This is a genomic window from Spiroplasma endosymbiont of Tipula paludosa (genome assembly GCF_964264785.1).
Classification (GTDB): domain Bacteria; phylum Bacillota_I; class Bacilli_A; order Mycoplasmatales; family Nriv7; genus Nriv7.
This window is the reverse complement of sequence record NZ_OZ183484.1, coordinates 1,161,308-1,187,860: the sequence shown is the minus strand read 5'-3', so window position 1 is coordinate 1,187,860 and position 26,553 is coordinate 1,161,308. Positions and strand designations below refer to the sequence as shown.

The 26,553-nt window shown below is 25.5% G+C and carries 34 protein-coding genes; 13 read left to right on the top strand and 21 right to left on the bottom strand.

What is annotated here, in order from left to right:
- Positions 1-42: 42 nt before the first annotated feature.
- From ACFEL5_RS07140 to ACFEL5_RS07130, 3 genes are read right to left on the bottom strand one after another with little or no spacing between them, the layout of a single operon-like run.
- Positions 43-1,887, bottom strand: a complete 1,845-nt coding sequence (locus tag ACFEL5_RS07140; RefSeq protein WP_375315333.1) for a hypothetical protein — start codon at positions 1,885-1,887, stop codon at positions 43-45.
- Positions 1,888-1,926: 39 nt separating this feature from the next.
- Positions 1,927-2,841 (bottom strand): RluA family pseudouridine synthase, encoded by a 915-nt coding sequence (locus ACFEL5_RS07135; protein WP_342189979.1) that lies wholly within the window; start codon positions 2,839-2,841, stop codon positions 1,927-1,929.
- A gap of 1 nt (position 2,842) precedes the next feature.
- On the bottom strand, positions 2,843-3,832 hold the full coding sequence (locus ACFEL5_RS07130) for a CPBP family glutamic-type intramembrane protease (RefSeq protein WP_342189978.1): 990 nt from the start codon (positions 3,830-3,832) through the stop codon (positions 2,843-2,845).
- A gap of 98 nt (positions 3,833-3,930) precedes the next feature.
- Between ACFEL5_RS07130 and ACFEL5_RS07125 the strand changes: the two genes are divergently transcribed.
- A complete protein-coding gene (locus ACFEL5_RS07125) occupies positions 3,931-4,554 on the top strand; it encodes a superoxide dismutase (protein WP_375315332.1) in 624 nt (207 codons plus the stop codon).
- 56 nt (positions 4,555-4,610) lie between these two features.
- Here ACFEL5_RS07125 and ACFEL5_RS07120 read toward each other — a convergent pair whose 3' ends face one another.
- A complete protein-coding gene (locus ACFEL5_RS07120; protein WP_338967416.1) occupies positions 4,611-5,096 on the bottom strand; it encodes a PTS sugar transporter subunit IIA in 486 nt (161 codons plus the stop codon).
- 300 nt (positions 5,097-5,396) lie between these two features.
- A complete protein-coding gene (locus tag ACFEL5_RS07115; protein ID WP_375315331.1) occupies positions 5,397-6,176 on the bottom strand; it encodes an IS30 family transposase in 780 nt (259 codons plus the stop codon).
- Between the two features lie 58 nt (positions 6,177-6,234).
- Between ACFEL5_RS07115 and ACFEL5_RS07110 the strand changes: the two genes are divergently transcribed.
- Positions 6,235-7,179 (top strand): IS30 family transposase, encoded by a 945-nt coding sequence (locus ACFEL5_RS07110; RefSeq protein ID WP_338966716.1) that lies wholly within the window; start codon positions 6,235-6,237, stop codon positions 7,177-7,179.
- A 12-nt stretch (positions 7,180-7,191) separates the two neighbouring features.
- Here ACFEL5_RS07110 and ACFEL5_RS07105 read toward each other — a convergent pair whose 3' ends face one another.
- Entirely contained in the window at positions 7,192-7,422 is a 231-nt protein-coding gene (locus ACFEL5_RS07105) for a helix-turn-helix domain-containing protein (RefSeq protein WP_375315330.1), read from the bottom strand.
- A 144-nt stretch (positions 7,423-7,566) separates the two neighbouring features.
- On the opposite strand from ACFEL5_RS07105, the gene ACFEL5_RS07100 reads away from it, so the two are divergent.
- From ACFEL5_RS07100 to ACFEL5_RS07090, 3 genes are read left to right on the top strand one after another with little or no spacing between them, the layout of a single operon-like run.
- Positions 7,567-8,625, top strand: a complete 1,059-nt coding sequence (locus tag ACFEL5_RS07100; protein WP_338967885.1) for a M24 family metallopeptidase — start codon at positions 7,567-7,569, stop codon at positions 8,623-8,625.
- Positions 8,626-8,670: 45 nt separating this feature from the next.
- Positions 8,671-9,627: an L-lactate dehydrogenase gene (locus tag ACFEL5_RS07095; RefSeq protein ID WP_375315773.1), complete on the top strand. Its 957-nt coding sequence runs from the start codon at positions 8,671-8,673 to the stop codon at positions 9,625-9,627.
- A gap of 32 nt (positions 9,628-9,659) precedes the next feature.
- A complete protein-coding gene (locus tag ACFEL5_RS07090; protein ID WP_342190143.1) occupies positions 9,660-9,914 on the top strand; it encodes a hypothetical protein in 255 nt (84 codons plus the stop codon).
- A gap of 523 nt (positions 9,915-10,437) precedes the next feature.
- Here ACFEL5_RS07090 and ACFEL5_RS07085 read toward each other — a convergent pair.
- Both ACFEL5_RS07085 and ACFEL5_RS07080 read right to left on the bottom strand, forming a co-directional pair.
- A complete protein-coding gene (locus ACFEL5_RS07085) occupies positions 10,438-10,599 on the bottom strand; it encodes a hypothetical protein (RefSeq protein WP_375315329.1) in 162 nt (53 codons plus the stop codon).
- Positions 10,600-10,672: 73 nt separating this feature from the next.
- The gene (locus tag ACFEL5_RS07080; RefSeq protein ID WP_375315328.1) at positions 10,673-10,933 is read right to left on the bottom strand and encodes a hypothetical protein; all 261 of its coding nucleotides are present in this window, start codon (positions 10,931-10,933) and stop codon (positions 10,673-10,675) included.
- 564 nt (positions 10,934-11,497) lie between these two features.
- On the opposite strand from ACFEL5_RS07080, the gene ACFEL5_RS07075 reads away from it, so the two are divergent.
- Together ACFEL5_RS07075 and ACFEL5_RS07070 are read left to right on the top strand one after the other, a co-directional pair.
- Positions 11,498-11,890, top strand: coding sequence for a transposase family protein (locus ACFEL5_RS07075; protein ID WP_375315019.1), 393 nt, complete (start codon positions 11,498-11,500; stop codon positions 11,888-11,890).
- Between the two features lie 2 nt (positions 11,891-11,892).
- Entirely contained in the window at positions 11,893-12,315 is a 423-nt protein-coding gene (locus ACFEL5_RS07070; protein WP_342224593.1) for a transposase family protein, read from the top strand.
- Between the two features lie 44 nt (positions 12,316-12,359).
- Here the strand turns inward: ACFEL5_RS07070 and ACFEL5_RS07065 are convergent, their stop codons facing one another.
- Complete coding sequence (locus tag ACFEL5_RS07065; protein WP_375315327.1) at positions 12,360-13,376, bottom strand: hypothetical protein; 1,017 nt, start codon at positions 13,374-13,376, stop codon at positions 12,360-12,362.
- 135 nt (positions 13,377-13,511) lie between these two features.
- Between ACFEL5_RS07065 and ACFEL5_RS07060 the strand changes: the two genes are divergently transcribed.
- Together ACFEL5_RS07060 and ACFEL5_RS07055 are read left to right on the top strand one after the other, a co-directional pair.
- On the top strand, positions 13,512-13,709 hold the full coding sequence (locus ACFEL5_RS07060; protein WP_375315326.1) for a hypothetical protein: 198 nt from the start codon (positions 13,512-13,514) through the stop codon (positions 13,707-13,709).
- Between the two features lie 380 nt (positions 13,710-14,089).
- On the top strand, positions 14,090-14,533 hold the full coding sequence (locus ACFEL5_RS07055; RefSeq protein WP_375315325.1) for a DEAD/DEAH box helicase: 444 nt from the start codon (positions 14,090-14,092) through the stop codon (positions 14,531-14,533).
- 303 nt (positions 14,534-14,836) lie between these two features.
- On the opposite strand, the gene ACFEL5_RS07050 is transcribed toward ACFEL5_RS07055, so the two are convergent.
- The 10 genes from ACFEL5_RS07050 to ACFEL5_RS07005 all read right to left on the bottom strand — a co-directional run bounded on the left by ACFEL5_RS07050 (position 14,837) and on the right by ACFEL5_RS07005 (position 20,699).
- Positions 14,837-15,313: a hypothetical protein gene (locus tag ACFEL5_RS07050; protein WP_375315270.1), complete on the bottom strand. Its 477-nt coding sequence runs from the start codon at positions 15,311-15,313 to the stop codon at positions 14,837-14,839.
- A 52-nt stretch (positions 15,314-15,365) separates the two neighbouring features.
- Positions 15,366-17,243, bottom strand: coding sequence for a hypothetical protein (locus ACFEL5_RS07045; RefSeq protein ID WP_375315324.1), 1,878 nt, complete (start codon positions 17,241-17,243; stop codon positions 15,366-15,368).
- A gap of 265 nt (positions 17,244-17,508) precedes the next feature.
- Complete coding sequence (locus tag ACFEL5_RS07040; protein ID WP_375315268.1) at positions 17,509-17,898, bottom strand: hypothetical protein; 390 nt, start codon at positions 17,896-17,898, stop codon at positions 17,509-17,511.
- Positions 17,899-17,919: 21 nt separating this feature from the next.
- Positions 17,920-18,168, bottom strand: coding sequence for a hypothetical protein (locus ACFEL5_RS07035; protein WP_215826579.1), 249 nt, complete (start codon positions 18,166-18,168; stop codon positions 17,920-17,922).
- 2 nt (positions 18,169-18,170) lie between these two features.
- Positions 18,171-18,455 carry a hypothetical protein gene (locus ACFEL5_RS07030; RefSeq protein WP_342189513.1) on the bottom strand — a complete coding sequence of 95 codons (285 nt, stop codon included), beginning with the start codon at positions 18,453-18,455 and terminating at the stop codon, positions 18,171-18,173.
- 6 nt (positions 18,456-18,461) lie between these two features.
- Entirely contained in the window at positions 18,462-19,445 is a 984-nt protein-coding gene (locus ACFEL5_RS07025) for a hypothetical protein (protein WP_375315267.1), read from the bottom strand.
- Between the two features lie 23 nt (positions 19,446-19,468).
- On the bottom strand, positions 19,469-19,705 hold the full coding sequence (locus tag ACFEL5_RS07020) for a hypothetical protein (RefSeq protein WP_342189962.1): 237 nt from the start codon (positions 19,703-19,705) through the stop codon (positions 19,469-19,471).
- 282 nt (positions 19,706-19,987) lie between these two features.
- Positions 19,988-20,131, bottom strand: coding sequence for a hypothetical protein (locus tag ACFEL5_RS07015; protein ID WP_375315266.1), 144 nt, complete (start codon positions 20,129-20,131; stop codon positions 19,988-19,990).
- A 17-nt stretch (positions 20,132-20,148) separates the two neighbouring features.
- Positions 20,149-20,370 carry a hypothetical protein gene (locus tag ACFEL5_RS07010; RefSeq protein WP_342278158.1) on the bottom strand — a complete coding sequence of 74 codons (222 nt, stop codon included), beginning with the start codon at positions 20,368-20,370 and terminating at the stop codon, positions 20,149-20,151.
- Between the two features lie 2 nt (positions 20,371-20,372).
- Positions 20,373-20,699 (bottom strand): hypothetical protein, encoded by a 327-nt coding sequence (locus ACFEL5_RS07005; protein ID WP_375315265.1) that lies wholly within the window; start codon positions 20,697-20,699, stop codon positions 20,373-20,375.
- 518 nt (positions 20,700-21,217) lie between these two features.
- Here ACFEL5_RS07005 and ACFEL5_RS07000 point away from each other — a divergent pair.
- The 4 genes from ACFEL5_RS07000 (at position 21,218) to ACFEL5_RS06985 (ending at position 24,761) form a co-directional block, all read left to right on the top strand.
- Complete coding sequence (locus ACFEL5_RS07000) at positions 21,218-22,096, top strand: helicase-related protein (protein ID WP_375315323.1); 879 nt, start codon at positions 21,218-21,220, stop codon at positions 22,094-22,096.
- Between the two features lie 93 nt (positions 22,097-22,189).
- A complete protein-coding gene (locus ACFEL5_RS06995; RefSeq protein ID WP_375315322.1) occupies positions 22,190-23,095 on the top strand; it encodes a deoxyribonuclease IV in 906 nt (301 codons plus the stop codon).
- 76 nt (positions 23,096-23,171) lie between these two features.
- Positions 23,172-24,116, top strand: a complete 945-nt coding sequence (locus ACFEL5_RS06990; protein WP_375315321.1) for an IS30 family transposase — start codon at positions 23,172-23,174, stop codon at positions 24,114-24,116.
- Positions 24,117-24,761 carry an IS30 family transposase gene (locus ACFEL5_RS06985; RefSeq protein WP_375315320.1) on the top strand — a complete coding sequence of 215 codons (645 nt, stop codon included), beginning with the start codon at positions 24,117-24,119 and terminating at the stop codon, positions 24,759-24,761.
- 190 nt (positions 24,762-24,951) lie between these two features.
- Here ACFEL5_RS06985 and ACFEL5_RS06980 read toward each other — a convergent pair whose 3' ends face one another.
- Together ACFEL5_RS06980 and ACFEL5_RS06975 are read right to left on the bottom strand one after the other, a co-directional pair.
- Complete coding sequence (locus ACFEL5_RS06980; RefSeq protein WP_375315750.1) at positions 24,952-25,509, bottom strand: IS30 family transposase; 558 nt, start codon at positions 25,507-25,509, stop codon at positions 24,952-24,954.
- An 86-nt stretch (positions 25,510-25,595) separates the two neighbouring features.
- Positions 25,596-26,540, bottom strand: a complete 945-nt coding sequence (locus ACFEL5_RS06975) for an IS30 family transposase (protein ID WP_338966716.1) — start codon at positions 26,538-26,540, stop codon at positions 25,596-25,598.
- Positions 26,541-26,553 lie beyond the last annotated feature (13 nt).

The window sequence follows — 26,553 nt, the reverse complement described above, 5'->3', positions numbered from 1 at the left end:
CTCCTTAAATTAATTTTTACCTGTTAATGTATAAACTGCTTGTTACTCATTTTTACTATTTGTTCGCTGATTATCTTTTCATTTATCTTCGGCTTCAATACTATGAACTTTAATTTTATTGGGATCATTAAAAGCGATCAATTCATCTTTTGTATAAAAATCATCTTTATTTTTCAATTGTTTTTTTAAACGAACAATAATCCAATTAGTTAATGAACTTCGTGATAATATCGCCATTAACTGCAAAGGTTCAGTAATCGCTGCTAATAACATAATCCCCGGAACAGAAATAACAAGAATTAACATAAATAATTTTATGATTCCTTTAATTCCCAATTGTGACGATAATTGTTCATAGTTAGCAAATTGATAATAAGGATTAGAAAAAATTAATTTATAAGCAATAACAATTGAAAAAATCATTGGAATAACAATAATTGCCAAATTCTTTCATCAAAACCGAGCATTACTATTATATGTTAAATACTTCCAAGTATAACTACTACTATAAATTCAACGATAAAATAACCCAAAAGTTGTTGATAATACTAAAGCATAAATTGTTAACTGTGCATCTTTTAAATAATATGTAAAAACTGACCCTAAAATTAAACTAATAATCAAACTAATAACCACTTGTATATAAGCATGCTTCGTAGTTTCACGATGTCTTCCCGCACCATAAATTAAAATACTCGCCGGTTCACTTATCATTAATAATGCTGAATTAATAGCAAAAATTAACGATAAATGTGGGGTATCAAAAATCGTCTTAATCGCAATATTCTCAAACTCTGGATTACTAGAACTTCTAACAGTTGCTAGCATTTGAACCTTCAATTCACCATATAAGCCATTAACAAAATATGGTGACATAATAAATTGCACAACAAACATAAAAGCAGCCACCATATAAGCAAACAATTCAAATTTAACAAATGTATTCCAACGAATTCTTCCTTGATAAGAAATTCATGTACCAAAAAAGTCTTTAAACGAAGTAATAAATAATAACATAATTACTCTCATATTTATCGCCACCGTCATATATATGGAATACGCCGACGCTGTACGAAAACCAATAAATAAAGCAATTAAAACAAAATCAATATTATTAAAAATTGCTACCGCATAACTTTTAACCGCAACATAGTTACTCTCTTGCAATAATTTATCATTTTTAGTTCACTCTTTAGTTTGCAATCATGGATATTTTAATTTCACATAAATATAAATTAAAATTGACTTAATAATTCCATGAAAAATATAAACTAAAAATGGTAAATAAGCATTGGGATTACCATTTCTAGCACTAATCCACATTCACAAAATAACACCTGTAAAAACTAATAAATCACAAGTTAAATGCACAATCCGATTAAAATAATTACCATTATCAGCTTGAATTAAATTTTCATAAGCACCAACAATGAAAAATGAAATTAAATTTTTTAATGATAACGATATGATAATAATTCATAATTGTCAAAATGGCATCACTTGAATAACATCATCAGTAATAGTTTCACTAACATTATTTCAATAAGCATATAAAGAAAACCCTAAACCTAAAAAAATAACTAATGATAAATAAATTATCCCCGTTTTAATATAATTATTTTTAATCGTACCCACAATATCATTAACAGTAATTCAATCTTTCTTTGCTAAGGGATGATACAAATAAAAAATTCCCATAATTCCTAAACTACTCTCAGCCAAACCAATAGTAAATGAAATTGCCATAATAGTTCGTACTAATCCATTCATTTTCGCCCCATAATATTTAATTATTAAATAAATAAGAACAAACTGAAAAACTGAACCTAAAAATGTTCCAATAATTCCTAACAGTGTATTAAAAAAACTTTTGCTTGTTGAATACATTGGCCATTCCCCTTCAATTTAAATCATTTTATCACAAACTTAATTAATTTTTCTGCTATTTATTTCTAATATCTTATCAATATCTGATAAAACAAATTGTTTATTATTTAAATAATCCAAAGGAACCGGTAAATTTTTAAACTCTAACTTATAAGCAAAAAGCATAATGCGATCATTTAAATTATATTTAGAACCATATTTAATGTCACCCACAATCGGTGTTTTTAAATACTCACAAGATGCTCTAATTTGATGTTTTCTTCCCGTAATCAGTTGGATCTCGTATCAACTAAACTTTAATACTTTTTTAAACATTTTAAACTTCGTTACTGCTACTTTACAATTTGGCAATTCTAATTTAGGACTAAATACCATTTTTCCTTGCATAATATCTTGAAATATATAACCTTTAACAACTAATGGTAATTCCTTATTAGTAGCTAATAATGCTAAATATTTTTTAGTAATATTATTTTGATTTCAAAATTGATGAAAAATATTTAAAGCAATTTTCTTTTTCGCATAAATTACTAAGCCTCTTGTTAACTTATCTAAACGATGTACATGACTAATAGTAAAAGAATAACTGTTATTAATTTGCAAATACTTACGAACTGCTAAATCTAAACAATCACCCACGGGATGATGAATTAAAACATTATGGGGTTTATCAACAATTAAAATATATTCGTCTTCATAAATAATTGTCAAAACAATTTGACTAGCAAATTGTTTTTCTACTTCATCTTTAAAAGTTAAATTATCTAAAACAATAATCGTATCATTAGGTTTTAAATAATACTTTAAATCACTAATAACTTCACCATTTAATTTTATCTTTTTTAAACGAAATAACTTATAAATTAGTCGTAAAGGAACAGTATTAAAAGTTTTACGCATAAATTTAATAATTGTTTGATGAGCATCATTTTCTTCAATAACAAATTGTACCATCCTAAGTCGCAACCAAAACTGTATAACTAATCAAGTTATTTATTAAATGAATTACAAATGAATATGTTACATTCTCACGACTAAAAATAAATAGTAATGACAACAACAAAGAAAAACCTAAATAACTAAAAATATTTTGAATATCGCCAGCCAAGCGGACATGCATTCAAGCAAAGTAAAAAGAAGAAATAAAAAATCCCAATCAACGATATCTTGATAGCATAAAAATACTATGCCTAGTTGCTAATTCTTCCAATAATGGTGCTGTAATAACAACCATAATAAATAAACCAATCTTGCCACTAATAGTACTTAAAGATTTTTCAATTTCAGTTTGATTAGCAGATTTCTTAGTACCAATAGCATCATTAATAAACTTAAAAACAGTAGTAACTTGAAAAATAATTAACAAAGAAATAATAATCACAATAGCAACTAATAGCACATTATAAAGTAATGTATTACCAATCTTACTTGCTAACTGCTTACTAAAAAACAAAATTATAAAAATTGTTACTAATCCAGTAATGCTTTGTATAAAAGAACTAAGAGCATAACCAGCATTCGTAAGTTCAATTTTATTACCAACTTGCTCATAAAATAATGGCGATGTTTTAATAAAAATAGCAAATAAAATCGTACTAACTGTTTGGGAAGCTACAAATAAATAAATTGCTCAAGCACCACTATTAATAAATTTTTTTGCATCTTCAACCATTAATCATCCAAAACTAAAACCATACGAAACTAAATTAAGAATTAAAAATAAAAAAATATAGTTATTATTATTTAAAACATAAATCCGAAGTAAATCAAAAATTATTGGAAGAGCAAAAACTGTTATGAGAAATAAACAAGTACTAACTTTAGAAAACAGTTTATAATTATAAACCTGTAAATCATCAACAAAAGTTTTTGGAATTTGATACTGTGGACGATATCATTTGCACGACTTTAATTGTTGGGAATGCGAAAAACTTTCAGAACTCATCTTTAAACCTTACTCCATTTTTACTTTCTTATACAATTATTATACATTTATATAGTATATGTGTATATAATTAATTTATTAAAAGGAGGAAATTATAAATGTTTCAAAGAAAAGAACTAAATTATTCGTTAGATGCTCTAGAACCAATTATATCTAAAGAAACCATGGATTATCATTACAACAAACATCACAAAGCATATGAAGATGGTTTAAATAATACTCTTGCAAAATTAGAAAATAACAATCAACCTACCGATCTAAATCAATTAATGCGCGACTATTTAACCTTACCAAATGAATGCCATGTTGGTATTCGCCAATTTGGTGGCGGATTAATTAACCACAATTTCTTTTTTAGTATCCTAGCCAAAAACAAACCAATTAGTAATGGTAAATTAAAAACTCTTATTGAAGAAACCTACGGGTCAATGGAAAAATGACAAGAAAAAATGCGTGACGCCGCCTTACAAGTCTTTGGTAGTGGTTGAACATGATTATTAATTGATCGTAATGGCAAATTAAAAATTTTTAACACCTTTAACCAAGATAATCCTTGATTTTTAAAATCCTATCCTTTAATCGGTATTGATGTTTGAGAACATGCCTATTATATTGACTATCGTAACGACCGTAAAACTTATGTAACTAAATTTTTTGACATTATTAACTGAGAAGAAGTTGAAAAACTATATGACACTTATTTAAAAAATAATTCTAAATAATACTAATTTTAATAAAAAAGATGAATTCAATGAATTCATCTTTTTTATTAAATAATTTATTGAATTATTGCAATAACTTCACCAGCTTTAACAGCACCTAATTTAATATTAGTAATTTTTTTACCTTTTAAACTATCAGGTAAAAAAATTAACGGCGATTGATTTGATTTAATCTCACCAGCAATTTCACTTCAATTAACAACTGCTAATAATTCATTAGCCTTTACTTTTTGACCTTGTTTAACTTTTGGTTCAAACCCCCTACCTTTTAAATTAACCGTATCTAAACCAATGTGTAGTAAACATTCTACTTTTGTTCGATGTTGAATTCCATAAGCATGATTCGTAGGAAATATTGAAGTTATCGTACCTGCAAACGGTGCATAAAACTCATTAGCAGCAGGAATTAATGCGACACCATCACCTAACATCTTTTCATTAAACACCTCATCATCAACATCAGTAATATTAATTACTTCACCATCTACTGGTGATAAAATTTCAATTTGCTTTTTTTTAAAAAAATTACCAAAACTAAACATTTAATTATTTTCCTTTCATATATTATATATATCTTTAATTATATGTGAAAAAATCACTTTTGTCATTAAAACAAAAGTGATAGGTCGCGTTTAGTTTTCTTAGGTATTGCTTTGAAGAAGTAAAACAATCAGCTAATTTATATTATTTAATTACTAAACTAACCCTGCCTTTCTTGTTATTGTCATTTTTATTCGTTATGATTTTATCATATTATTGAATTTTTACACAACAAAAAATTATTAATTGGTCGCGTTTAGTTTTCTTAGGTATTTTTTGCCAAATTGTAAAGTTAAGTGCAACTAAATTATTTTTCTAACCAAATATTCGATTGGCGAAAGATAATTTAGTATTTTTCTTGGTCTTTGGTTTAAAGACAATATAAATTTATGAACTGCATTTTTAGTAGTGTTTGAAAAATTAAATTTTTTAGGAAATTTTTCTCTAATTAAACCATTAGTATTTTCATTAGTACCTCTTTGTCAAGGTGAATATGCATCAGCAAAATAAATTTTCACATTTAAATTTTTTTCAAGTTGTTGTCAATTAGCAAATTCTTTACCCCTATCAAATGTTATAGTCTTAACAAGATTATTTGGAAGAATTGATAAATAATGACTAATATTTTTGTTAATAACTTTAGTAGTTCTATTTTCAACTAATATTGCTAAAGTAAATCTTGATGTTCTTTCAACTAAAGTTATTAAACATGATTTACTTTTACCTCGTGATGATACTACAGTATCACCTTCTCAATGGCCAAGAGTTATGCGATTATTAACATTTCGTTCTTTAATGGATTTACCATTAAATTTACCCCGATTTTCTTGAGATTTTCGTTTCTTACCTTTTCTTCTTAAATTTTTACTAGTAACCTTTTCAAGTAATCCAGAATAAATTCAATTGTAAATTGTTTTAAAACTAATAATTCATTCTTGATGAAAATTTTTAATTCTGCCATAAATTTGTTCAGGCGATCAACCTAATAATAATTTTTGTTGTACATATTTTACTAATTCTCTATTTTTAAATGCTGAATTATACTTGTAAGTGCAAGTAAATAAAATTGCAAAAGATTTCATATAAAAATTTCATGATGCTAAGTTTATTTTAGAAAAAGTAAATTTAAGGAGTTTTTATATGGGATACAAACATCTTGGCATAGATGAAAGAATTTATATTGAGAATCAATTGAAATTTAAAGTAAAAATTAGTGAAATAGCTAAAAATCTTAATCGAAGTATTAGTACTATTAATCGAGAAGTTAATAGAAATAAAGATAATAATCATTATTTTTCATTAATTGCACAAAATAAAGCAGAAAATAGAAAACAATTACATGTTTATTTTCATAAATTTAAAAATAGAGAATTAGTAAAATATGTACAACAAAAATTATTATTAGGTTGATCGCCTGAACAAATTTATGGCAGAATTAAAAATTTTCATCAAGAATGAATTATTAGTTTTAAAACAATTTACAATTGAATTTATTCTGGATTACTTGAAAAGGTTACTAGTAAAAATTTAAGAAGAAAAGGTAAGAAACGAAAATCTCAAGAAAATCGGGGTAAATTTAATGGTAAATCCATTAAAGAACGAAATGTTAATAATCGCATAACTCTTGGCCATTGAGAAGGTGATACTGTAGTATCATCACGAGGTAAAAGTAAATCATGTTTAATAACTTTAGTTGAAAGAACATCAAGATTTACTTTAGCAATATTAGTTGAAAATAGAACTACTAAAGTTATTAACAAAAATATTAGTCATTATTTATCAATTCTTCCAAATAATCTTGTTAAGACTATAACATTTGATAGGGGTAAAGAATTTGCTAATTGACAACAACTTGAAAAAAATTTAAATGTGAAAATTTATTTTGCTGATGCATATTCACCTTGACAAAGAGGTACTAATGAAAATACTAATGGTTTAATTAGAGAAAAATTTCCTAAAAAATTTAATTTTTCAAACACTACTAAAAATGCAGTTCATAAATTTATATTGTCTTTAAACCAAAGACCAAGAAAAATACTAAATTATCTTTCGCCAATCGAATATTTGGTTAGAAAAATAATTTAGTTGCACTTAACTTTACAATTTGGCAAATTTATGAAAATAAACATGTAATTGTTTTCTATTTTCTGCTTTATTTTGTGCAATTAATGAAAAATAATGATTATTATCTTTATTTCTATTAACTTCTCGATTAATAGTACTAATACTTCGATTAAGATTTTTAGCTATTTCACTAATTTTTACTTTAAATTTCAATTGATTCTCAATATAAATTCTTTCATCTATGCCAAGATGTTTGTATCCCATATAAAAACTCCTTAAATTTACTTTTTCTAAAATAAACTTAGCATCATGAAATTTTTATATGAAATCTTTTGCAATTTTATTTACTTGCACTTACAAGTATAATTCAGCTTATATTTAATTTATTAATACGAAAGGATAAATATTATGCAACATAAAATTGTTAAAAAACTATTAAAAGAACAAAAAGTTGATGCTTTATTAATTACATCTGATTATAATCGTTTGTGATATACAACATTTTCTTCAACAGCAGGATATTTATTAGTTACTAAAGAAAAGTCGTTTTTAATTTTAGATGGACGATATATTGAAGATGGAAAAATGCAAGCAAAAAATATTGATAACATTATTTTAATGGAAAATATTTATGAACAATTAAATGAATTAATTAAGAAATATAACATTATAACATTAGGCTTTGAAAGCGAATATACTTCATATGCTTTATTTACAACTTGAAGTGAAAAATTAGCGGTTTCATTAAAAGCTGTATTAGTAAATAAAATCCGTATGATTAAAACTAAGGATGAAATTAAAAAATTAAAACAGGCTGCTAAGATCGGTGATAAAACATTTAAAGCAATTATTAAAAAAGTAAAGCCTAATATGACTGAAAAGCGATTAGAAAGAATTATTATTGATAATTTCCTTAAATTTGGTGGTGAAAAACCGAGTTTTGATTGCATTGTAGCATCAGGCGTTCGTTCATCGTTACCCCACGGTAGGGCTACTAATAAAGTAATAAATAATAATGAAATTATCACTTGTGATTTTGGTGTTATTTATCAAGGATTGTGTTCTGATATGACAAGAACTTTTGTTATTGGTAATAAACTAGATAAAAAATTGGAAGATATTTATAAGATTGTTTTAGAAGCTCAAGATTTAGGAATTAAGGCGATTGCTCCTGGAATATCATCAGGTACAATTGACAAAATATGTCGTGAATATATTACTAAAAAAGGTTATGGTAAATATTTTACTCATAGTACTGGTCATGGTTTAGGCATTGAAGTTCATGAATATCCATATATAACCAATAATTCGGATATTATTTTAGAAGTAGGAATGGTAATTACTGTTGAACCAGGAATTTATATTCCTCAATTAGGTGGTGTTAGAATTGAAGATGATATTTTAGTAACTAAGAAAGGTTATGAAATATTAACTAAGTCTTCAAGAGATTTAATATTTGTAAAATAATTTATGTTAAAAAAATGATAAAATAAACTTAATAGGAGGTAGGTAATATTGAATAATAGAAGAAAAATAGTTTTAGTTGGTTGTGGAGCAGTAGGCTCATCATTCTTGTATTCTTGCATTAATACTGGTTTAGCATCAGAATATGTTTTAATTGATGCTTTTCAAGATGTTGCCCACGGTAATAGATTAGACTTTGAAGATACTTTAGCATGACAAGAAAGACCCTTTCATAAAGTAACAAACGGTTCGTATCTTGATTGTAAAGATGCTGATATTATTGTTGTTACCGCAGGTCGTCCGCAAAAACCTGATGAAACAAGACTAGATTTAGTAGTTGATAATGCTAAAATAATTAGTAATATTATGAAAGAAATTAAAAATTCTGGATTTGGCGGTATTGTAATTATTGCTTCTAATCCTGTTGATGTATTAACATTTGTTGCTCAAAAAGTTAGTGGTTTTGCTACAAATCGTATTTTTGGATCAGGAACAATTCTTGATTCTTCACGATTAATGTTTGCTTTAGGAGAACATTTTAAAATTTCACCAACATCGGTGACCGCATATATTGCTGGTGAACACGGTGATTCATCTGTTGCATTATACTCCAAAGCAATTGTTGGTGCTGAAAATTTAATGACTTTAAAGAAAAACCAGTTAATTAATGATGAAACATTAAAATCAATTCATAAATTAGTTATTCAAAAAGCTTATGAAATAATTAAATTAAAAAAAGCTACTCATTATGGAATTGGTGTTTGTTTAGCAAGAATTGTTAAAGCAGTTTTAAATGATGAACAAGTGATTTTACCTGTTGGTGCTTATTTAAACGGTGAATATCACCAAAAAGATATTTATACAGGTATTCCCGCAGTCATAGGAAGTAATGGCATTGAAAGAGTAGTACAATTGGATATTAGTGAACAAGAACAAGAACAATTTAATAGTTCTTGTGATGCTTTAAGAAAAGTTATTACTGTGGCTATTGAAGCTATTAATTAGTAAGGAAGACATAATTTTAAGGAGTTATAGTAATGCCTAAAAATTTAGAAAATGTTGTAGAAATCTTTGATGGTAATGTTGATTTAGTTACATCAGCATTAAGCGAAGGAAAAACAATTATTATGGCTGTTAATAAAGGACCATTAGCAAATAAATCAATTGAAACCGGTTATTCAGAATTTTTTGATGCGCAAGTAGAATTTAAAGAAGATAAAGAAAATGCTGGTACTTGTGCTTGTGGTGAACCAGCTGATTGTTTAGTTTATATGTGAAGAGAGAATAAATAGAATTTTTAAAAGCATAAGACTGCAAGGATTGCAAATTGAGATTTAGTTTAATTGAAATAAGTATTTAATAAAAACTGTAAAACTTTCAAGTTTTACAGTTTTTTCTATTTATTAATTTTATTTCAAAAATAACAAATTTAAAAGAAGTTAAGAAAAATCATTTTTATTGAAAGTTTGAGAAATATTTTATAATTAAATTCCAAATTAAAAAGATTAACAGACTGAAATTTGGTGAGAGAAGTGTTGATAGTTTAATTTGCTTTTGATTAATTTAAATATCTTTGCATACATATAATGTCAATTATATTAATAAAAAATAAAAATGAGGGTAAAAAATTGAAAAAATTATTTAGTTTATTAGGAGTAATAATTTTAAGCGTAACTATTTTAAGTATTAGACTTGGTACATAACCTTTAATTTTATCTACTATTTTGATAATTATTTTTTAGATGAAATACAAATGTTAGATAAATACAAAGATAAAAATGAATTTTATAGTTTAGTCGGCATAAAATGTTATAGTTATGTACCAAGTCTAATATAGAAATAAGTACATAAGTTTAAATAGGCAGTAATGCGTTTTTTAGTTTTATAGTAATAAGGATTGCGGCAATTAGCACTTAGTCAACTTTGGATTTTTGCTTTTAAATCTGCTAAATCTGCTTGAGAAATAATATATTTCATTTTAAAACTCCTTAAATTAAGAAAATCGTATTACAAAAATACGATTTTCAAGAATGGTTATTAAATTACTAAATTAATGAGGCATTTCGGCAGAAAATAAAACTATACGATAAAGACTTGAAACTTTTTCAAATGAAATTTTAACATTAACAATTTCTTCGAGTCAATAACTATCAACATCATAAGTAAAATTATAAATACGATAACCATTTATTTTTTTATAAACACCATTTTTGTTATAAAGATTAGTAAATTCTGAACTAGCTAAATAAAATTGTTTTTGTGGTAATAGAAAATTAGGTAATAAAATATCACTTTTAGTAAAATCAATCATAACACTTTTTACATTAGGGATTATAATTAAACCACTATTTTGAATACTAGTAAACTTTAAATCATATTTAGGTCGCGTTTAGTTTTCTTAGGTATTTTTTAAAAAAGAAAAAATAGTCATTTACTATAAATTATTTCAATATGCAAATTAAGTATATATTTCTTATGTATGATTTTTGTTGTAAAAAATTATTTTAATGTTGTTTTTATAAGCATTTTACTTAGTTTTTATAACCTTTTTATTAAGAATATGTTTGTTAATATTAAATATTTTGTTTTATTAATTATTTTTCAAGTAAAAAGGTAATAAATTTTTAGTTGCTTTTCTTTCAAAATTATTCAAATCTTTACCCACCTAACAAAACTTTATGCGCCCTCATATTTATTTAAAACATTACTATTTTTACTACAACCAAAAACAAACATTACACATACTAAATTTAAAGCTGATAAAAATTTTCGCATAAAGAAAAATCCTCCTTTCAAAGGAATTATATTAGACTTGGTACATAACCTTTAATTTTATCTACTATTTTGATAATATTATTTACTAGGTGAAGTACAAATGTTAGATAAATACAAAGACGAAAATGAATTTTATAGTCTAATAGGCATAAAATATAAAACTTTCATGAAAATGGTAGAAATTTTAAAAGAAGCTAAAGCTAAACAAAAACAAATTGGTGGTAGACCAAATAAATTATCAATAGAGCAAAGATTACTTATGACTTTAGAATACTGAAAAGAATATAGTACATATCGTATTATTGCAAAAAAATATAATATTAGTCATGTTAGTTGTATTCGTAATATCTTTTGAGTTGAAAATACTCTAATAAAAAATAGTCACTTTCATATACCTGGCAAAAAGATATTATTGGAACATAAAGTTACTAATAATAATTTATTAGCAATTGATGCTACAGAAATTCCAATTGAAAGAATTAAAAAAAACTAAAATTATTATTTTCTGGTAAGAAAAGGCAACATTCATTAAAATCGCAAATAATTATTGATTTATTTAACAATAAAATTATTTCAGTAGATTTTTGTTATGGCAGTATTCATGATTATAAGTTATTTTTAAAATCAAATACACTTATAAATCCAAAATTAGAATTAATTGCCGATTCAGGCTATCAAGGTTTGCAAAATGTTCATAAAAATACATTATTGCCAATTAAAAAGAGTAAAAATAATCCCTTAAATCCAGATAAAAAGGAATATAATAGCTTTTTAAGTAAAGTTAGAATTGCCATTGAACATGTTTTTGCTAGATTAAAAAGATTTAAAATACTAGTTTATCGTTATCGCAATAAGATTAGAAGATTTGGATTACGATTTAACTTAATTTCAGGAATATATAATTTTGAATTAAGCTAGTTATAGTTATGTACCAAGTCTATTATAAAAAATATTGGAAATATTTAAGAGAACTTTTTTAATATCATTAATAAAATTGCTAATGGCACTACAAATTCAAATAACATCTGAAATGCTGGAATAACTTCAAATACCGGAAAGGCAGTTTTGGTAAAATTAATCGTCGTTTTGGCAATATCTGCAAGAGGGTGAATTAAAAGATTAATTCCAGAAAGACCAAGTAATCAATTCAACACACTAACAGAAGCGTGTTGAATACCACAAGATATAGCACTAAATAATCCCCAATAAGAACAATTAGGCGTCGGAATTAAATCATCCATATTACCACTTATTCCGCCACCAATAAAAGCTGTTGAATTCAAAATGTTAAAATCGTATAAAGAATAATGATATTCAGTACTTTCATTTTTCTTTTTATATAGCGGAAAACTTAGTGTAAAAATATTAATTCCATACATGACATCAACTTTGGCATTGTAAAAATGCAATTTATTGCTAGTAACATTCCATAATTGGTTATCATATGCTTTTAACACATTAAAATTTATTTGATAAGAACTTTTACCAGTGTTAAAACCATTGGCGGTTTGTTTATCTTTAACAAAAAAATAGGAACGAAAAATCATATTCTTACTATTTTCGATTGTGGAACCAAAGTTAATTAAATACTGTTTGGGATAAAAGGTAATTAAGGAACGATAGAAAAATCCCATTTGTAAAACATTTTTAGGGATTTGTTTCATTCCTTTGTAATCTAATTCTACATAAGTGGAAGCATCCATATCAAAACTCGAATAAAAAAATTGTACAAAAAAGTCACCTAAAACTTTATAAATTTTATTAAATAAACCATTAATAAAATCAATAGTTAAATTTTTTTGATAATAAAGCATAAAATCTTTAAAATCTGATTTTAATTTGTCATCGTATCGTAAAAAATCGAAAGTATTACCATAATAATTAATTTGTCCAAAAAAGGTATTAATAAAATCTTTGGCTCAACCATCTAATCATCTAAACTTAATCAATTGTTCATCATTTAAATAAAAAGTAACCATCCCTAAAGAAATTTCAATTTTAAAAATATCATTAAAACTAGAAAATTCTAAGCTATCAAAAAAATATAATAGACTTGGTACATAACCTTTAATTTTATCTACTATTTTGATAATTATTTTTTAGATGAAATACAAATGTTAGATAAATACAAAGATAAAAATGAATTTTATAGTTTAGTCGGCATAAAATGTTATAGTTATGTACCAAGTCTATTGTTGTTTCTTGCAATAATGACAATAAATCAAAAGAAATTGAAAAAGGAATTTATAGTATTAGTTCAATTGAATCACCAACAAAGATTATTGCTAAAAATCCTTTCAAAGTTGATTTAACTGAAGTAAAAAATGCATTAAAACCACAAGTTTTTAAAGAACTTACAAAAATTAATAATGCTTTAACTGAAAATGATTTTGATATCGGAGTTTGAATTTTTGTAAATGATAAGATTATTACACAACCTTATGATTTAACAACTTCAAAATTTGCAAAAATTAGAATTATTGGATACAGAAAAATAAATGGTATATTAACTAATTTAATACCAGTTAATTTACCAATTGCAACAACTAGTTAATTAATTTATAAAAATATATTGTGATTTCTTAATGAACGATAGGTAGGGTAAATTCTCTGCGGTTTTATTTTTGTGGTATAATTACTTCTGATTTGAAAAAAATAATAGTTTTAATAAAACTATTTAGAGGTGGTAGTAATGAGATTTCAAGATATTGGTTTAAGTAATGAAGTGTTAGCAACAATTGATTCATTAAAATTTGTTGCTCCAACAAATATTCAAAAGAAAATGTTGCCTTTAATGGTTAAGGGACAAAATGTTATTGTTAGTGCCAATACAGGAACTGGGAAAACTGTTGGTTATTTATTAGCAATTTTAAGTAAAATTAATCCAACGATTAACAAGACGCAAGCAATTATAATTGTACCAACAAGAGAGTTAGCGGTGCAAATATATAATGTTAGTCAAAAATTTATTAAAAATAATCCTAATTTGAAAATTGCTAATTTAATTGGTGGTCAAGATTTAGAGCAACAAAAGCAAAAGTTTAATACTAATTATCCGCATTTAGTTATTGGAACACCAACAAGATTAAAGCGAAGGTCGCGTTTAGTTTTCTTAGGTATTGCTTTGAAGAAGTAAAACAATCAGCTAATTATATTATTTAATTATTAAACTAACCCTGCCTTTCTTGTTATTGTCATTTTTATTCATTTTCATTTTATCATATTATTGAATTTTTACACAATAAAAAATTATTAATACTTCAATAGTTTAATTGTTTTTGAAAAATAAGCAAACTATTCAAACCAGTAATTTTAATTAATTACTGTTTTTTTGTTTTGTCAAAATATAAAAGAGAAAAAATAAAAAGTTGCTTACTTAGTTGTTTAAGAGCAGTATCGTCATATAAAGCTACATTTTGGGGGTAGTGATTTTAACAGTTTAATTATTTTTAAATTCTAATATTTTTCATTTGGCATATCTTTCATTTTTATCTCATTCTTGTACTTTCATTTTTATGTTTTTTAATTTTTTATTTTGATATGATAAAAAATCTTTATTTTCTCAATATCTTGGTTCACTGTTTTTTTCTCAATTTAAATCATATTCTAATGATTTTAATATTGGTAGTGTAATCTTGTCATTTTTGTCAACATAAAATTCTCAACCATTAAGTTTCATTCGTGGAGGCAAGTTTTTGGGCATAAATTCATTTTCTACATTAACTTTTATTTCTCATTTTTGATTTCACTTGCTGTTGTCATCTTTTGATGATTTAAGTGTTAATTTTGATTTTTTTAAGTTTAATTCGTATGATTCATTCTTAATTTCTAATATTGGTTTATTTTCTTTTTTAGAGCACCCAACTATTGGCAATGTTGTCAGCCCCAAAAGAACTATTATATTTAAAATTTTCATAAATTTAACTCCTTTATTTTGTTTTTTTAATATATATATATATATATAATAATTATACAAAAATTCTTAATATCATTAGAAAAATGGCAAAACCGATTAAAAATTGAAAGGTATAGTAAAAAGCTGGCACCGTTTTAAAAACTGGAAAAATGGCGGTTGAAAAGTTAACTGTTGCTTTTGCAATAATTGCTAATGGTCGCAAAATTGTAATGATTTGTGACGCTGTCAGCATTCAGTTTAGCATTTTAATACTAGCATTTTGAATGGCACAACCAATATCATTAAATGTGGGTATTCATCGCCCTGAATATTTGCAATTTGCTGGCGGGATTAAGTCATCTCATTCTGAGTTGGTGGAACCATCAGGAATAAAGGCTGTGGAATTTAAGACATTAAAGTCATAAATTTTAAAATTGTAATTAGAGATATTACCTTTGTGATAAAGAGGAAAGGTTAGGGTAAAAATATTAATACCATAACGAATATCAATATCGGTATTGAGATAATTAATACTATTAGCAGTCTTGCTGGTTGGCAAGGTAATCAGTTTATTGTCGTAAGATTTAAGGACATTAAAATCAATTTGATAAATGCCATTAGTGTTGTTAATAACATTGTAATTCTCTTGGTGCATTTTTTTGTCAAAAGTAAAGAAATAACTTCTTAGTAATAATTCTGAGTTTCCTATAATATTTACTAAGTATTTTTTGGGATAAAAGGTAATTAATGAACGATAAAAGAAACCGATTTGAATAAAGTAATCCTTCTTATAGTTTTCTACACCCTTAAAATCAATTTCGGTATGAGTTTTTTCGTCCATATCAAAAGTCGCATAAAATAAACTAGCAAAGAAATTGCCAAGAATTTCATAGATTTCATCAAAAACATTTTTGTAATCGCTGTTGTTAATACTAGGAATGTTGTTTTTAAAATATAGGTAAATATCATTTTTTAAATTGGGGTCATAGCGCAGAAAACTAAATCTAACATTGAGGTAATTTAAGGTACCAAAGAGATACTTAATTAAATAATAATCGTTAGTATTTACAGTGTTATATTTTCAGATTTCGGTTTCACCGTGTAGCAATTGTAAATACTTATTTCCGGCAATTAGAGTTTTGTTAAATGCCTTAATTTTCAAAACATTCTCATTTACTACATTTTTATCACTAGAAGTTTTATGATAAAAATAGCTCTCGTCTTTAAAGCCGTGATTTTTAATCGTAAATTCTTTGTAATAACCTTTTTCTAGAGTGTCAATGAAATTAAATACGGGCGTTCAATAGAGATACGAGTAATTAAATTTATCAAAATCACCACGGTGAATCATTAAGTAATCAAGATTATCAAGAACATCGTTATAGTTATGGTTGCCATCAAATTTGGTGGTTTTTTCTGGCAAATCAATATCAGTCGAGGGTTTAATTTCTGATTGTGCGTCAAATTCTAATATTTTTCATTTGGCATATCTTTCATTTTTATCTCATTCTTGTACTTTCATTTTTATGTTTTTTAATTTTTTATTTTGATATGATAAAAAATCTTTATTTTCTCAATATCTTGGTTCACTGTTTTTTTCTCAATTTAAATCATATTCTAATGATTTTAATATTGGTAGTGTAATCTTGTCATTTTTGTCAACATAAAATTCTCAACCATTAAGTTTCATTCGTGGAGGCAAGTTTTTGGGCATAAATTCATTTTCTACATTAACTTTTATTTCTCATTTTTGATTTCACTTGCTGTTGTCATCTTTTGATGATTTAAGTGTTAATTTTGATTTTTTTAAGTTTAATTCGTATGATTCATTATTTTGCCTTTTACTTCTAATTAGTGATTGTGCTGTTGCTTTGTCATTATTAATGTTTTGTGGAATGGTAAAAATGTTATTGAAACCAATAGTTAGCACGGTAAATATTTTCATAAACATTTTTATCACTCCTTTTTAAAATATTTTATTTTTCATTATTCTTTTAGTTTTAATATTTTTTAACATAAAACGAATTAAGCAGTTTACTATTTCTGTTATGGTTACTCATACTAAGGAATAACCTATAATCATTAACTTACCAATTGCTCCAAAATTTTTAATAAATTGTTGCAAATTTTCAATATCTGTATGTAACAATAAAACTATACTTAAAGATATGAATATAATGTAATTAAGTATTATTCATCAATATCTTTTTAAAAAATTAATGAGTTTGTTTAGTTTCATTTTTCAAAGCTCTTTTTTCCTTAATTTTCTTAACAATAAGTCAAACTAATTTTTCAACTTGAAAAGCAATAAATATTGCACTACCAAATCAATAAACAAATAATCCAAGCAACATAATTGCGGTATTTAAACCAAAAAACTTATACATATCTTTTTCAATAAAATCAATAAATTCGTCATTTGTTCCCATTACTCACTTAGTATCCAATAAAGTTAAAGCTCAAAGTATTAAGTTTATAAAGATAAAAATAATGCTAAGCAATATTTTTAACCAATGATTTTTAAATCAATTTTTAATTCTTAATTTTAATGACATTTTTTCTTTTAAATTATCTTTTTTAAATAATTTTGCTAAAAATTTTTTCATTTTAATTCTCCTTTCATATTTTTATCGTCCTTTAATCACAATAAATAAAGCAATAAGTACACAAGTAACGCCAAGAATGGTAAAGATTGGATGTTGTGAAAATGTTCGTGCCATTGGTTTAAATAGTTCTAAAATTGTTAAATTACTAGTAATAAACTTTTGGAAATTGGCAAGACCTTCGCTAATGTAGTTTGTTAAAGTTTCAAAATGACTACCAGCTAATAATCCAAGAACAGTTATTAAGATAAAAATAATAATTAGTTTAAACATTGTTAGTTACCTTGTTTTGTTTTTATTGGTTTTATTTGTTTTTTGACTTTTCCTCATGCACTTAAACGGCCACTATTTTTAACCGCATATTGGCGTTGTTTTTCTAAATTAACTTGTTGACTACCAAATCCAAGAATAATTGCCATAAGAAATTCTACAGCCAGCGTTAAGAATAAAGGAAATATTAGTTGAATATTTGTTCCTGGTACTTCTAAACTTCAAATTAAGTCAAAAACTTTATAAAGCATTTGAGCGAGAAAGTCGGCCATTTTTGCGAGATTTTCCATTTTTCATTATTCCTTTTCTTTCATTTTTCTTAAAAATTTGCTAAATTTATCCATTTTTAAGTATTCTAAGTCTTCTAAATCAATTGATGTGTCATTATAGTATTTATCTTCATAGTCAGGATTCACTTTTGAATTTAAGTAATCTCTTAAAAACGCTAGGTAAAAAGAATTGTAAGTGTTAAGTATTGGTAAAGGAATTTTTAGTTTAAAAAAATAAATATCAAGTTCAGGAATATCGCGATATTTAATGCGACGACCCTTTTTATTATTTTTAGCATCAATTAAGGTGTTTCGTCAGCGTTCATATTCTTCAATGCTCGTAAAGGTGCCATAAATGACTTTTAAGTAGGGGCGAAAAATATTAACTGGTTTTTTGCGAATTCCCACAATCACATTGTTGGCAATATCACGAACTTTAACTCAAATATGTTTATCTCTTTGACCACTAGCGAGAACAATATGACCGAAATGGCGTGCAAGAGCGAAATACTCTTGAATACCAGTTTCTTCGTTTTTGGTATTATTTTTTTCTCAATCGGTTCCTTCTAAAAATAAATTGGTTTCATCTCACAACAGTAAGGTTTTGTCTGGCAATACCGGATAATCAAAGTCTAATAATCCCATATGCCCTAAGCTTAATTTTTGGGTTTCTAGTAATGGGAAAGTTGATGCGATGTGATATTTCTTCTTTTTTAGTAATTTTGCTGCATATACTAGAAAGGCGGTTTTTCCAGTTCCTAACGAACCAATCACAATATTTAATGGTGAGTTTTTTAAGAAGTTAATCACTTTGTTAATTTGTGTGAAATTACCGATTTTAAAAAGGAAAACTAAAATACAACCGGCTAAAAATAAATAGCTCACAATGTTTTTGAAATAACCGTTGTAAATGTATCAAATTGCTCCTCAATGTCATAAAATTAAAAATGAGGTGCGATTCAATTCAATAAAATGGTTATTTTTTTCTATTATTCATTTGCAAAATTTCATCTTGCACCTCACTTTATTTTTTGTTAGCGGACTGCGCCAAGTAATTTTTCAAACATTTTAAAACAAATAAAGAATATTGCCAAAATAAATGGAAAAATGAAGATTCAGTAGTCAGCAAAGAAGTTACCGACTTGTGGCATATTAACGGCAATAATTTCTCACATTTTAGTAAATGCTGTTATAATTGCATTTCACAATTTAGTCATCGCATCGCTAGCTGTTATTTTTGCTGGTGCCTCAGCTAAGAAAGTTGTAAACATATAATCACCCCCTTTCTTTAATGTAACTTCTTGAAATTAATTTCGCTTTTATCTAAATACTGATATGGTTTTCCAAAGTAGCATTAGAATAAATCACACCATAATTGCTGTTAAGAATCAAAAAGCAATGTTTGCTATTAAAATTCAAAGTGTTTCTTTGGTTAAATCAATTTCTTTACCACCACTAATATGAGCCGGGATAGTTGTGATTTGAATGAATAAATCTCAGAAAGTTTGTTTAATTTGTTCTCAATTAAATTCTTTTAAGTTTATTGTCATTTTTTATTTCCCAAAAATCATTTTTATTGGTAAATACATAATTGAAATTAAGGCGAAAATAAAAGTAATGATAATAATTAATCCGGCAATAAATGCAACTTGTGCAGGCATTTTTTCTATCGGAACAAACAGTTTTAAGAACTCCATAATAATTTCTCAAAACATTATTTTTTGTGCTCGTTATTTTCTTTTGAATTAGGAGCTTTAACTCATTCTTCAAAGCGAGCAATAAATACTTTCTCGTCTTTTGTGAAATTACCAGTATTATTTTTAATGGCATTTTTATATTTAATTCGCATTTTTATTTTGGCATAAATTTTATAAGCAAAATATGCCGATAGCATTATGCTGATAATAATAAATATTAGTCCAATTGCAATATTCATTTTTAAACTCCTTTAAAATAGTTATAATTCATATCTTTTTTGTTATTTTCTTTTTCGGCAATGAAGAAGCCTAATAAATCTTGGCCTTTAATTAACTTCGTTTCTTGCTCTTGTTGATTAATTGAAATTACTTGATATTTACTATCTTTTATTATTCCAATGCAAATTGAATTTTCGTATTTTCCTTTATAAACAAATCGCTTTGGAAACCAAATGCCGATTTGTTTATTAAATCATGGAATTTTTGGCGCTTTAATAAGCATTGCGTTTTGCGTTTCTTTTAAAAGATACTTCTTAGTATTTAAGAAAATGTTTTCAATGTTTTTCATAGTAAATTACCTTTCTTATGAATAAACTAAGTTAATTAACTTAGTTAATATAACTTAGTTTTTTAAACACTTATATATCGCAGATTTAAGTGTTTAACAAGCTTTGTTATTAAATTTTATTTTTTAATTAGATAAAGATTTTAATAATTTTAAACTTAGTATATCCCCTATATAGAAATTTCTACACTTTAACATCCGCATCCTACCCTTGGAACTAATTTAATAGCGTGTATATTTTTAGGAAATCCACCCATTCATTTTTTTATTGCAAAACGAAACAAATTGCTATAGCTAATAGGATGTTATCTATTAACTGGTAAACTTCTTTCGGTTATGGCGACCACCCACAATTTATCGTGCTTTTTTAATACATACCAACATTATTAACTCACTTGTATTTAATTTTCAAAGAACAAATTTTTAACATCTTATAAAATAAAAAGACAATCATTGCTGACTGTCTTAATACTTATTCAAATCTTTTCCCACCTAACAAAACTTTATGCGCCCTAAAGCGAATGATTGATGAACAAGCGTTAGCTTTAACTACTAGTAAGATGGTTGTTTTGGATGAAGTGGATATGGTTTTTGATTTAGATTTTGTTAATGAAGTAGATTTTTTATTATCGAAACTTGCTTCAAATACACAATTTATGGTATTTTCAGCAACTATTAATAATGAATTACAAAATTTTTTAAAGAAATATTTAAAAAATACGACAATTTTTGATTTAAGTGATTATAAAATTCAAACAAATATTGAACATTTTTTAGTTAAAACCCGATATCGTAATCGGATTGAAATTTTGAAAAATCTTTTAACAACAGTTGATCCATTTTTATGTTTAATTTTTGTTAATAAAAAAGAAGATATGGACCAAGTTCTTGATTTGTTACAAGAACAAAATATTAAAGTCGGACAAATTCATAGTAGTTTAAAATCGCGTGAACGCATTAAAATGCTAAAACGAATTAATAATCTTGAATTTAAATTTGTTGTTTGCTCTGATATTGCTTCAAGAGGTATTGATTTACCAGGAGTTTCACATATTATTTCATTAAATTTACCGTATGATTTAACATATTATTTTCATCGTGCAGGAAGAACAGGTAGAGGAAAATATCATGGATATTCTTATTTATTTTATGATTCGTCAGATGAAGAGGGAATTGCATATTTAACTAAAAAGGGAATTAATTTTACATTATGAAATGAAAAAGTTAAGAAACCAACAAAGAAGGTTATTAAAAATATTCCCCAAGCGTCAGTAAATGATTTACAAAAAGTTATTTCAAAGTTTCACTCTCAACCAATTAAACCAGGTTATAAAAAACAAAGAAAAGAAGAAGTTAAAAAAGTTATTCAAAAATATCGTAAGAAAAGTTTTAAGAAGTAAGGTTATTCGCCTTACTTCTTATTTTATGTAAGATAAGAAAATAATTTATAGTATAATTTGCATATAACTTAAAATATAAAGGTGATTATGTTGATGAAAAATAAATTAATATTAGGTTGTCATGTATCAATGAAAAGTCCTGATTATCTAGTAGGAGCATTAAATGAGGCTATTAGTTATGGAGCTAATGCTATGATGTTTTATACAGGAGCTCCTCAAAATACAAGAAGAAAGCCCTTAGACCAGTTAAAAATTGATGAATTTAAACAAGGATTAGACAACCATAATTTAGATATTAATAATGTTATTATTCATGCACCCTATATTATTAATTTAGCTAATAGTATTAATCCTAATACTTATATGCTAGCTAAGGAGTTTTTAAAAACAGAAATTAATCGTTCTTTAGCAATTGGTGCTAAATATATCGTATTGCATCCTGGAAGTAGTGTTGGTGCTGATGCTAGTATTGGTTTACAATATATTATTGATGGATTAAATGAAGTATTGGAGCCTAATCAAAATATTAAAATTGCTTTAGAAACAATGTCAGGTAAAGGTAGTGAATTAGGAATTAATTTTTTGCAATTACAAACAATTATTCGGGGGGTTAAATATTCGCATTTAGTTGGTGTTTGTTGAGATACTTGTCATTTGAATGATGCGGGTTATGATTTAGTTAATAATTTAGAACAAGTTATTGAAGAATTTGATAAGATAATTGGATTGGATAAATTATTTGTTATTCATCTTAATGATTCTAAAAATATTAAAGGTTCCCATAAAGACCGCCATGAGAATATTGGTTATGGTAATTTAGGGTTTGATAGTTTGTGTAGTATTCTTTATCATCCTAAATTTGTTAATATAATTAAAATTTTAGAAACTCCTTGAAATAATTCTGAACCACCATATAAGGAAGAAATTATAATGCTTAAAAATAAGCAATTTAATAATTTTTTAAATCGCTGAATTATACTTGTAAGTGCAAGTAAATAAAATTGCAAAAGATTTCATATAAAAATTTCATGATGCTAAGTTTATTTTAGAAAAAGTAAATTTAAGGAGTTTTTATATGGGATACAAACATCTTGGCATAGATGAAAGAATTTATATTGAGAATCAATTGAAATTTAAAGTAAAAATTAGTGAAATAGCTAAAAATCTTAATCGAAGTATTAGTACTATTAATCGAGAAGTTAATAGAAATAAAGATAATAATCATTATTTTTCATTAATTGCACAAAATAAAGCAGAAAATAGAAAACAATTACATGTTTATTTTCATAAATTTAAAAATAGAGAATTAGTAAAATATGTACAACAAAAATTATTATTAGGTTGATCGCCTGAACAAATTTATGGCGGAATTAAAAATTTTCATCAAGAATGAATTATTAGTTTTAAAACAATTTACAATTGAATTTATTCTGGATTACTTGAAAAGGTTACTAGTAAAAATTTAAGAAGAAAAGGTAAGAAACGAAAATCTCAAGAAAATCGGGGTAAATTTAATGGTAAATCCATTAAAGAACGAAATGTTAATAATCGCATAACTCTTGGCCATTGAGAAGGTGATACTGTAGTATCATCACGAGGTAAAAGTAAATCATGTTTAATAACTTTAGTTGAAAGAACATCAAGATTTACTTTAGCAATATTAGTTGAAAATAGAACTACTAAAGTTATTAACAAAAATATTAGTCATTATTTATCAATTCTTCCAAATAATCTTGTTAAGACTATAACATTTGATAGGGGTAAAGAATTTGCTAATTGACAACAACTTGAAAAAAATTTAAATGTGAAAATTTATTTTGCTGATGCATATTCACCTTGACAAAGAGGTACTAATGAAAATACTAATGGTTTAATTAGAGAAAAATTTCCTAAAAAATTTAATTTTTCAAACACTACTAAAAATGCAGTTCATAAATTTATATTGTCTTTAAACCAAAGACCAAGAAAAATACTAAATTATCTTTCGCCAATCGAATATTTGGTTAGAAAAATAATTTAGTTGCACTTAACTTTACAATTTGGCGTTTTTAAAACAATTTACAATTGAATTTATTCTGGATTACTTGAAAAGGTTACTAGTAAAAATTTAAGAAGAAAAGGTAAGAAACGAAAATCTCAAGAAAATCGGGGTAAATTTAATGGTAAATCCATTAAAGAACGAAATGTTAATAATCGCATAACTCTTGGCCATTGAGAAGGTGATACTGTAGTATCATCACGAGGTAAAAGTAAATCATGTTTAATAACTTTAGTTGAAAGAACATCAAGATTTACTTTAGCAATATTAGTTGAAAATAGAACTACTAAAGTTATTAACAAAAATATTAGTCATTATTTATCAATTCTTCCAAATAATCTTGTTAAGACTATAACATTTGATAGGGGTAAAGAATTTGCTAATTGACAACAACTTGAAAAAAATTTAAATGTGAAAATTTATTTTGCTGATGCATATTCACCTTGACAAAGAGGTACTAATGAAAATACTAATGGTTTAATTAGAGAAAAATTTCCTAAAAAATTTAATTTTTCAAACACTACTAAAAATGCAGTTCATAAATTTATATTGTCTTTAAACCAAAGACCAAGAAAAATACTAAATTATCTTTCGCCAATCGAATATTTGGTTAGAAAAATAATTTAGTTGCACTTAACTTTACAATTTGGCCAATAAAAAAATGAATGGGTGGATTTCCTAAAAATATACACGCTATTAAATTAGTTCCAAGGGTAGGATGCGGATATTAAAGTGTAGAAATTTCTATATAGGGATATACTAAGTTTAAAATTATTAAAATCTTTATTTAATTGCCAAATTGTAAAGTTAAGTGCAACTAAATTATTTTTCTAACCAAATATTCGATTGGCGAAAGATAATTTAGTATTTTTCTTGGTCTTTGGTTTAAAGACAATATAAATTTATGAACTGCATTTTTAGTAGTGTTTGAAAAATTAAATTTTTTAGGAAATTTTTCTCTAATTAAACCATTAGTATTTTCATTAGTACCTCTTTGTCAAGGTGAATATGCATCAGCAAAATAAATTTTCACATTTAAATTTTTTTCAAGTTGTTGTCAATTAGCAAATTCTTTACCCCTATCAAATGTTATAGTCTTAACAAGATTATTTGGAAGAATTGATAAATAATGACTAATATTTTTGTTAATAACTTTAGTAGTTCTATTTTCAACTAATATTGCTAAAGTAAATCTTGATGTTCTTTCAACTAAAGTTATTAAACATGATTTACTTTTACCTCGTGATGATACTACAGTATCACCTTCTCAATGGCCAAGAGTTATGCGATTATTAACATTTCGTTCTTTAATGGATTTACCATTAAATTTACCCCGATTTTCTTGAGATTTTCGTTTCTTACCTTTTCTTCTTAAATTTTTACTAGTAACCTTTTCAAGTAATCCAGAATAAATTCAATTGTAAATTGTTTTAAAACGCCAAATTGTAAAGTTAAGTGCAACTAAATTATTTTTCTAACCAAATATTCGATTGGCGAAAGATAATTTAGTATTTTTCTTGGTCTTTGGTTTAAAGACAATATAAATTTATGAACTGCATTTTTAGTAGTGTTTGAAAAATTAAATTTTTTAGGAAATTTTTCTCTAATTAAACCATTAGTATTTTCATTAGTACCTCTTTGTCAAGGTGAATATGCATCAGCAAAATAAATTTTCACATTTAAATTTTTTTCAAGTTGTTGTCAATTAGCAAATTCTTTACCCCTATCAAATGTTATAGTCTTAACAAGATTATTTGGAAGAATTGATAAATAATGACTAATATTTTTGTTAATAACTTTAGTAGTTCTATTTTCAACTAATATTGCTAAAGTAAATCTTGATGTTCTTTCAACTAAAGTTATTAAACATGATTTACTTTTACCTCGTGATGATACTACAGTATCACCTTCTCAATGGCCAAGAGTTATGCGATTATTAACATTTCGTTCTTTAATGGATTTACCATTAAATTTACCCCGATTTTCTTGAGATTTTCGTTTCTTACCTTTTCTTCTTAAATTTTTACTAGTAACCTTTTCAAGTAATCCAGAATAAATTCAATTGTAAATTGTTTTAAAACTAATAATTCATTCTTGATGAAAATTTTTAATTCTGCCATAAATTTGTTCAGGCGATCAGCCTAATAATAATTTTTGTTGTACATATTTTACTAATTCTCTATTTTTAAATTTATGAAAATAAACATGTAATTGTTTTCTATTTTCTGCTTTATTTTGTGCAATTAATGAAAAATAATGATTATTATCTTTATTTCTATTAACTTCTCGATTAATAGTACTAATACTTCGATTAAGATTTTTAGCTATTTCACTAATTTTTACTTTAAATTTCAATTGATTCTCAATATAAATTCTTTCATCTATGCCAAGATGTTTGTATCCCATATAAAAACTCCTT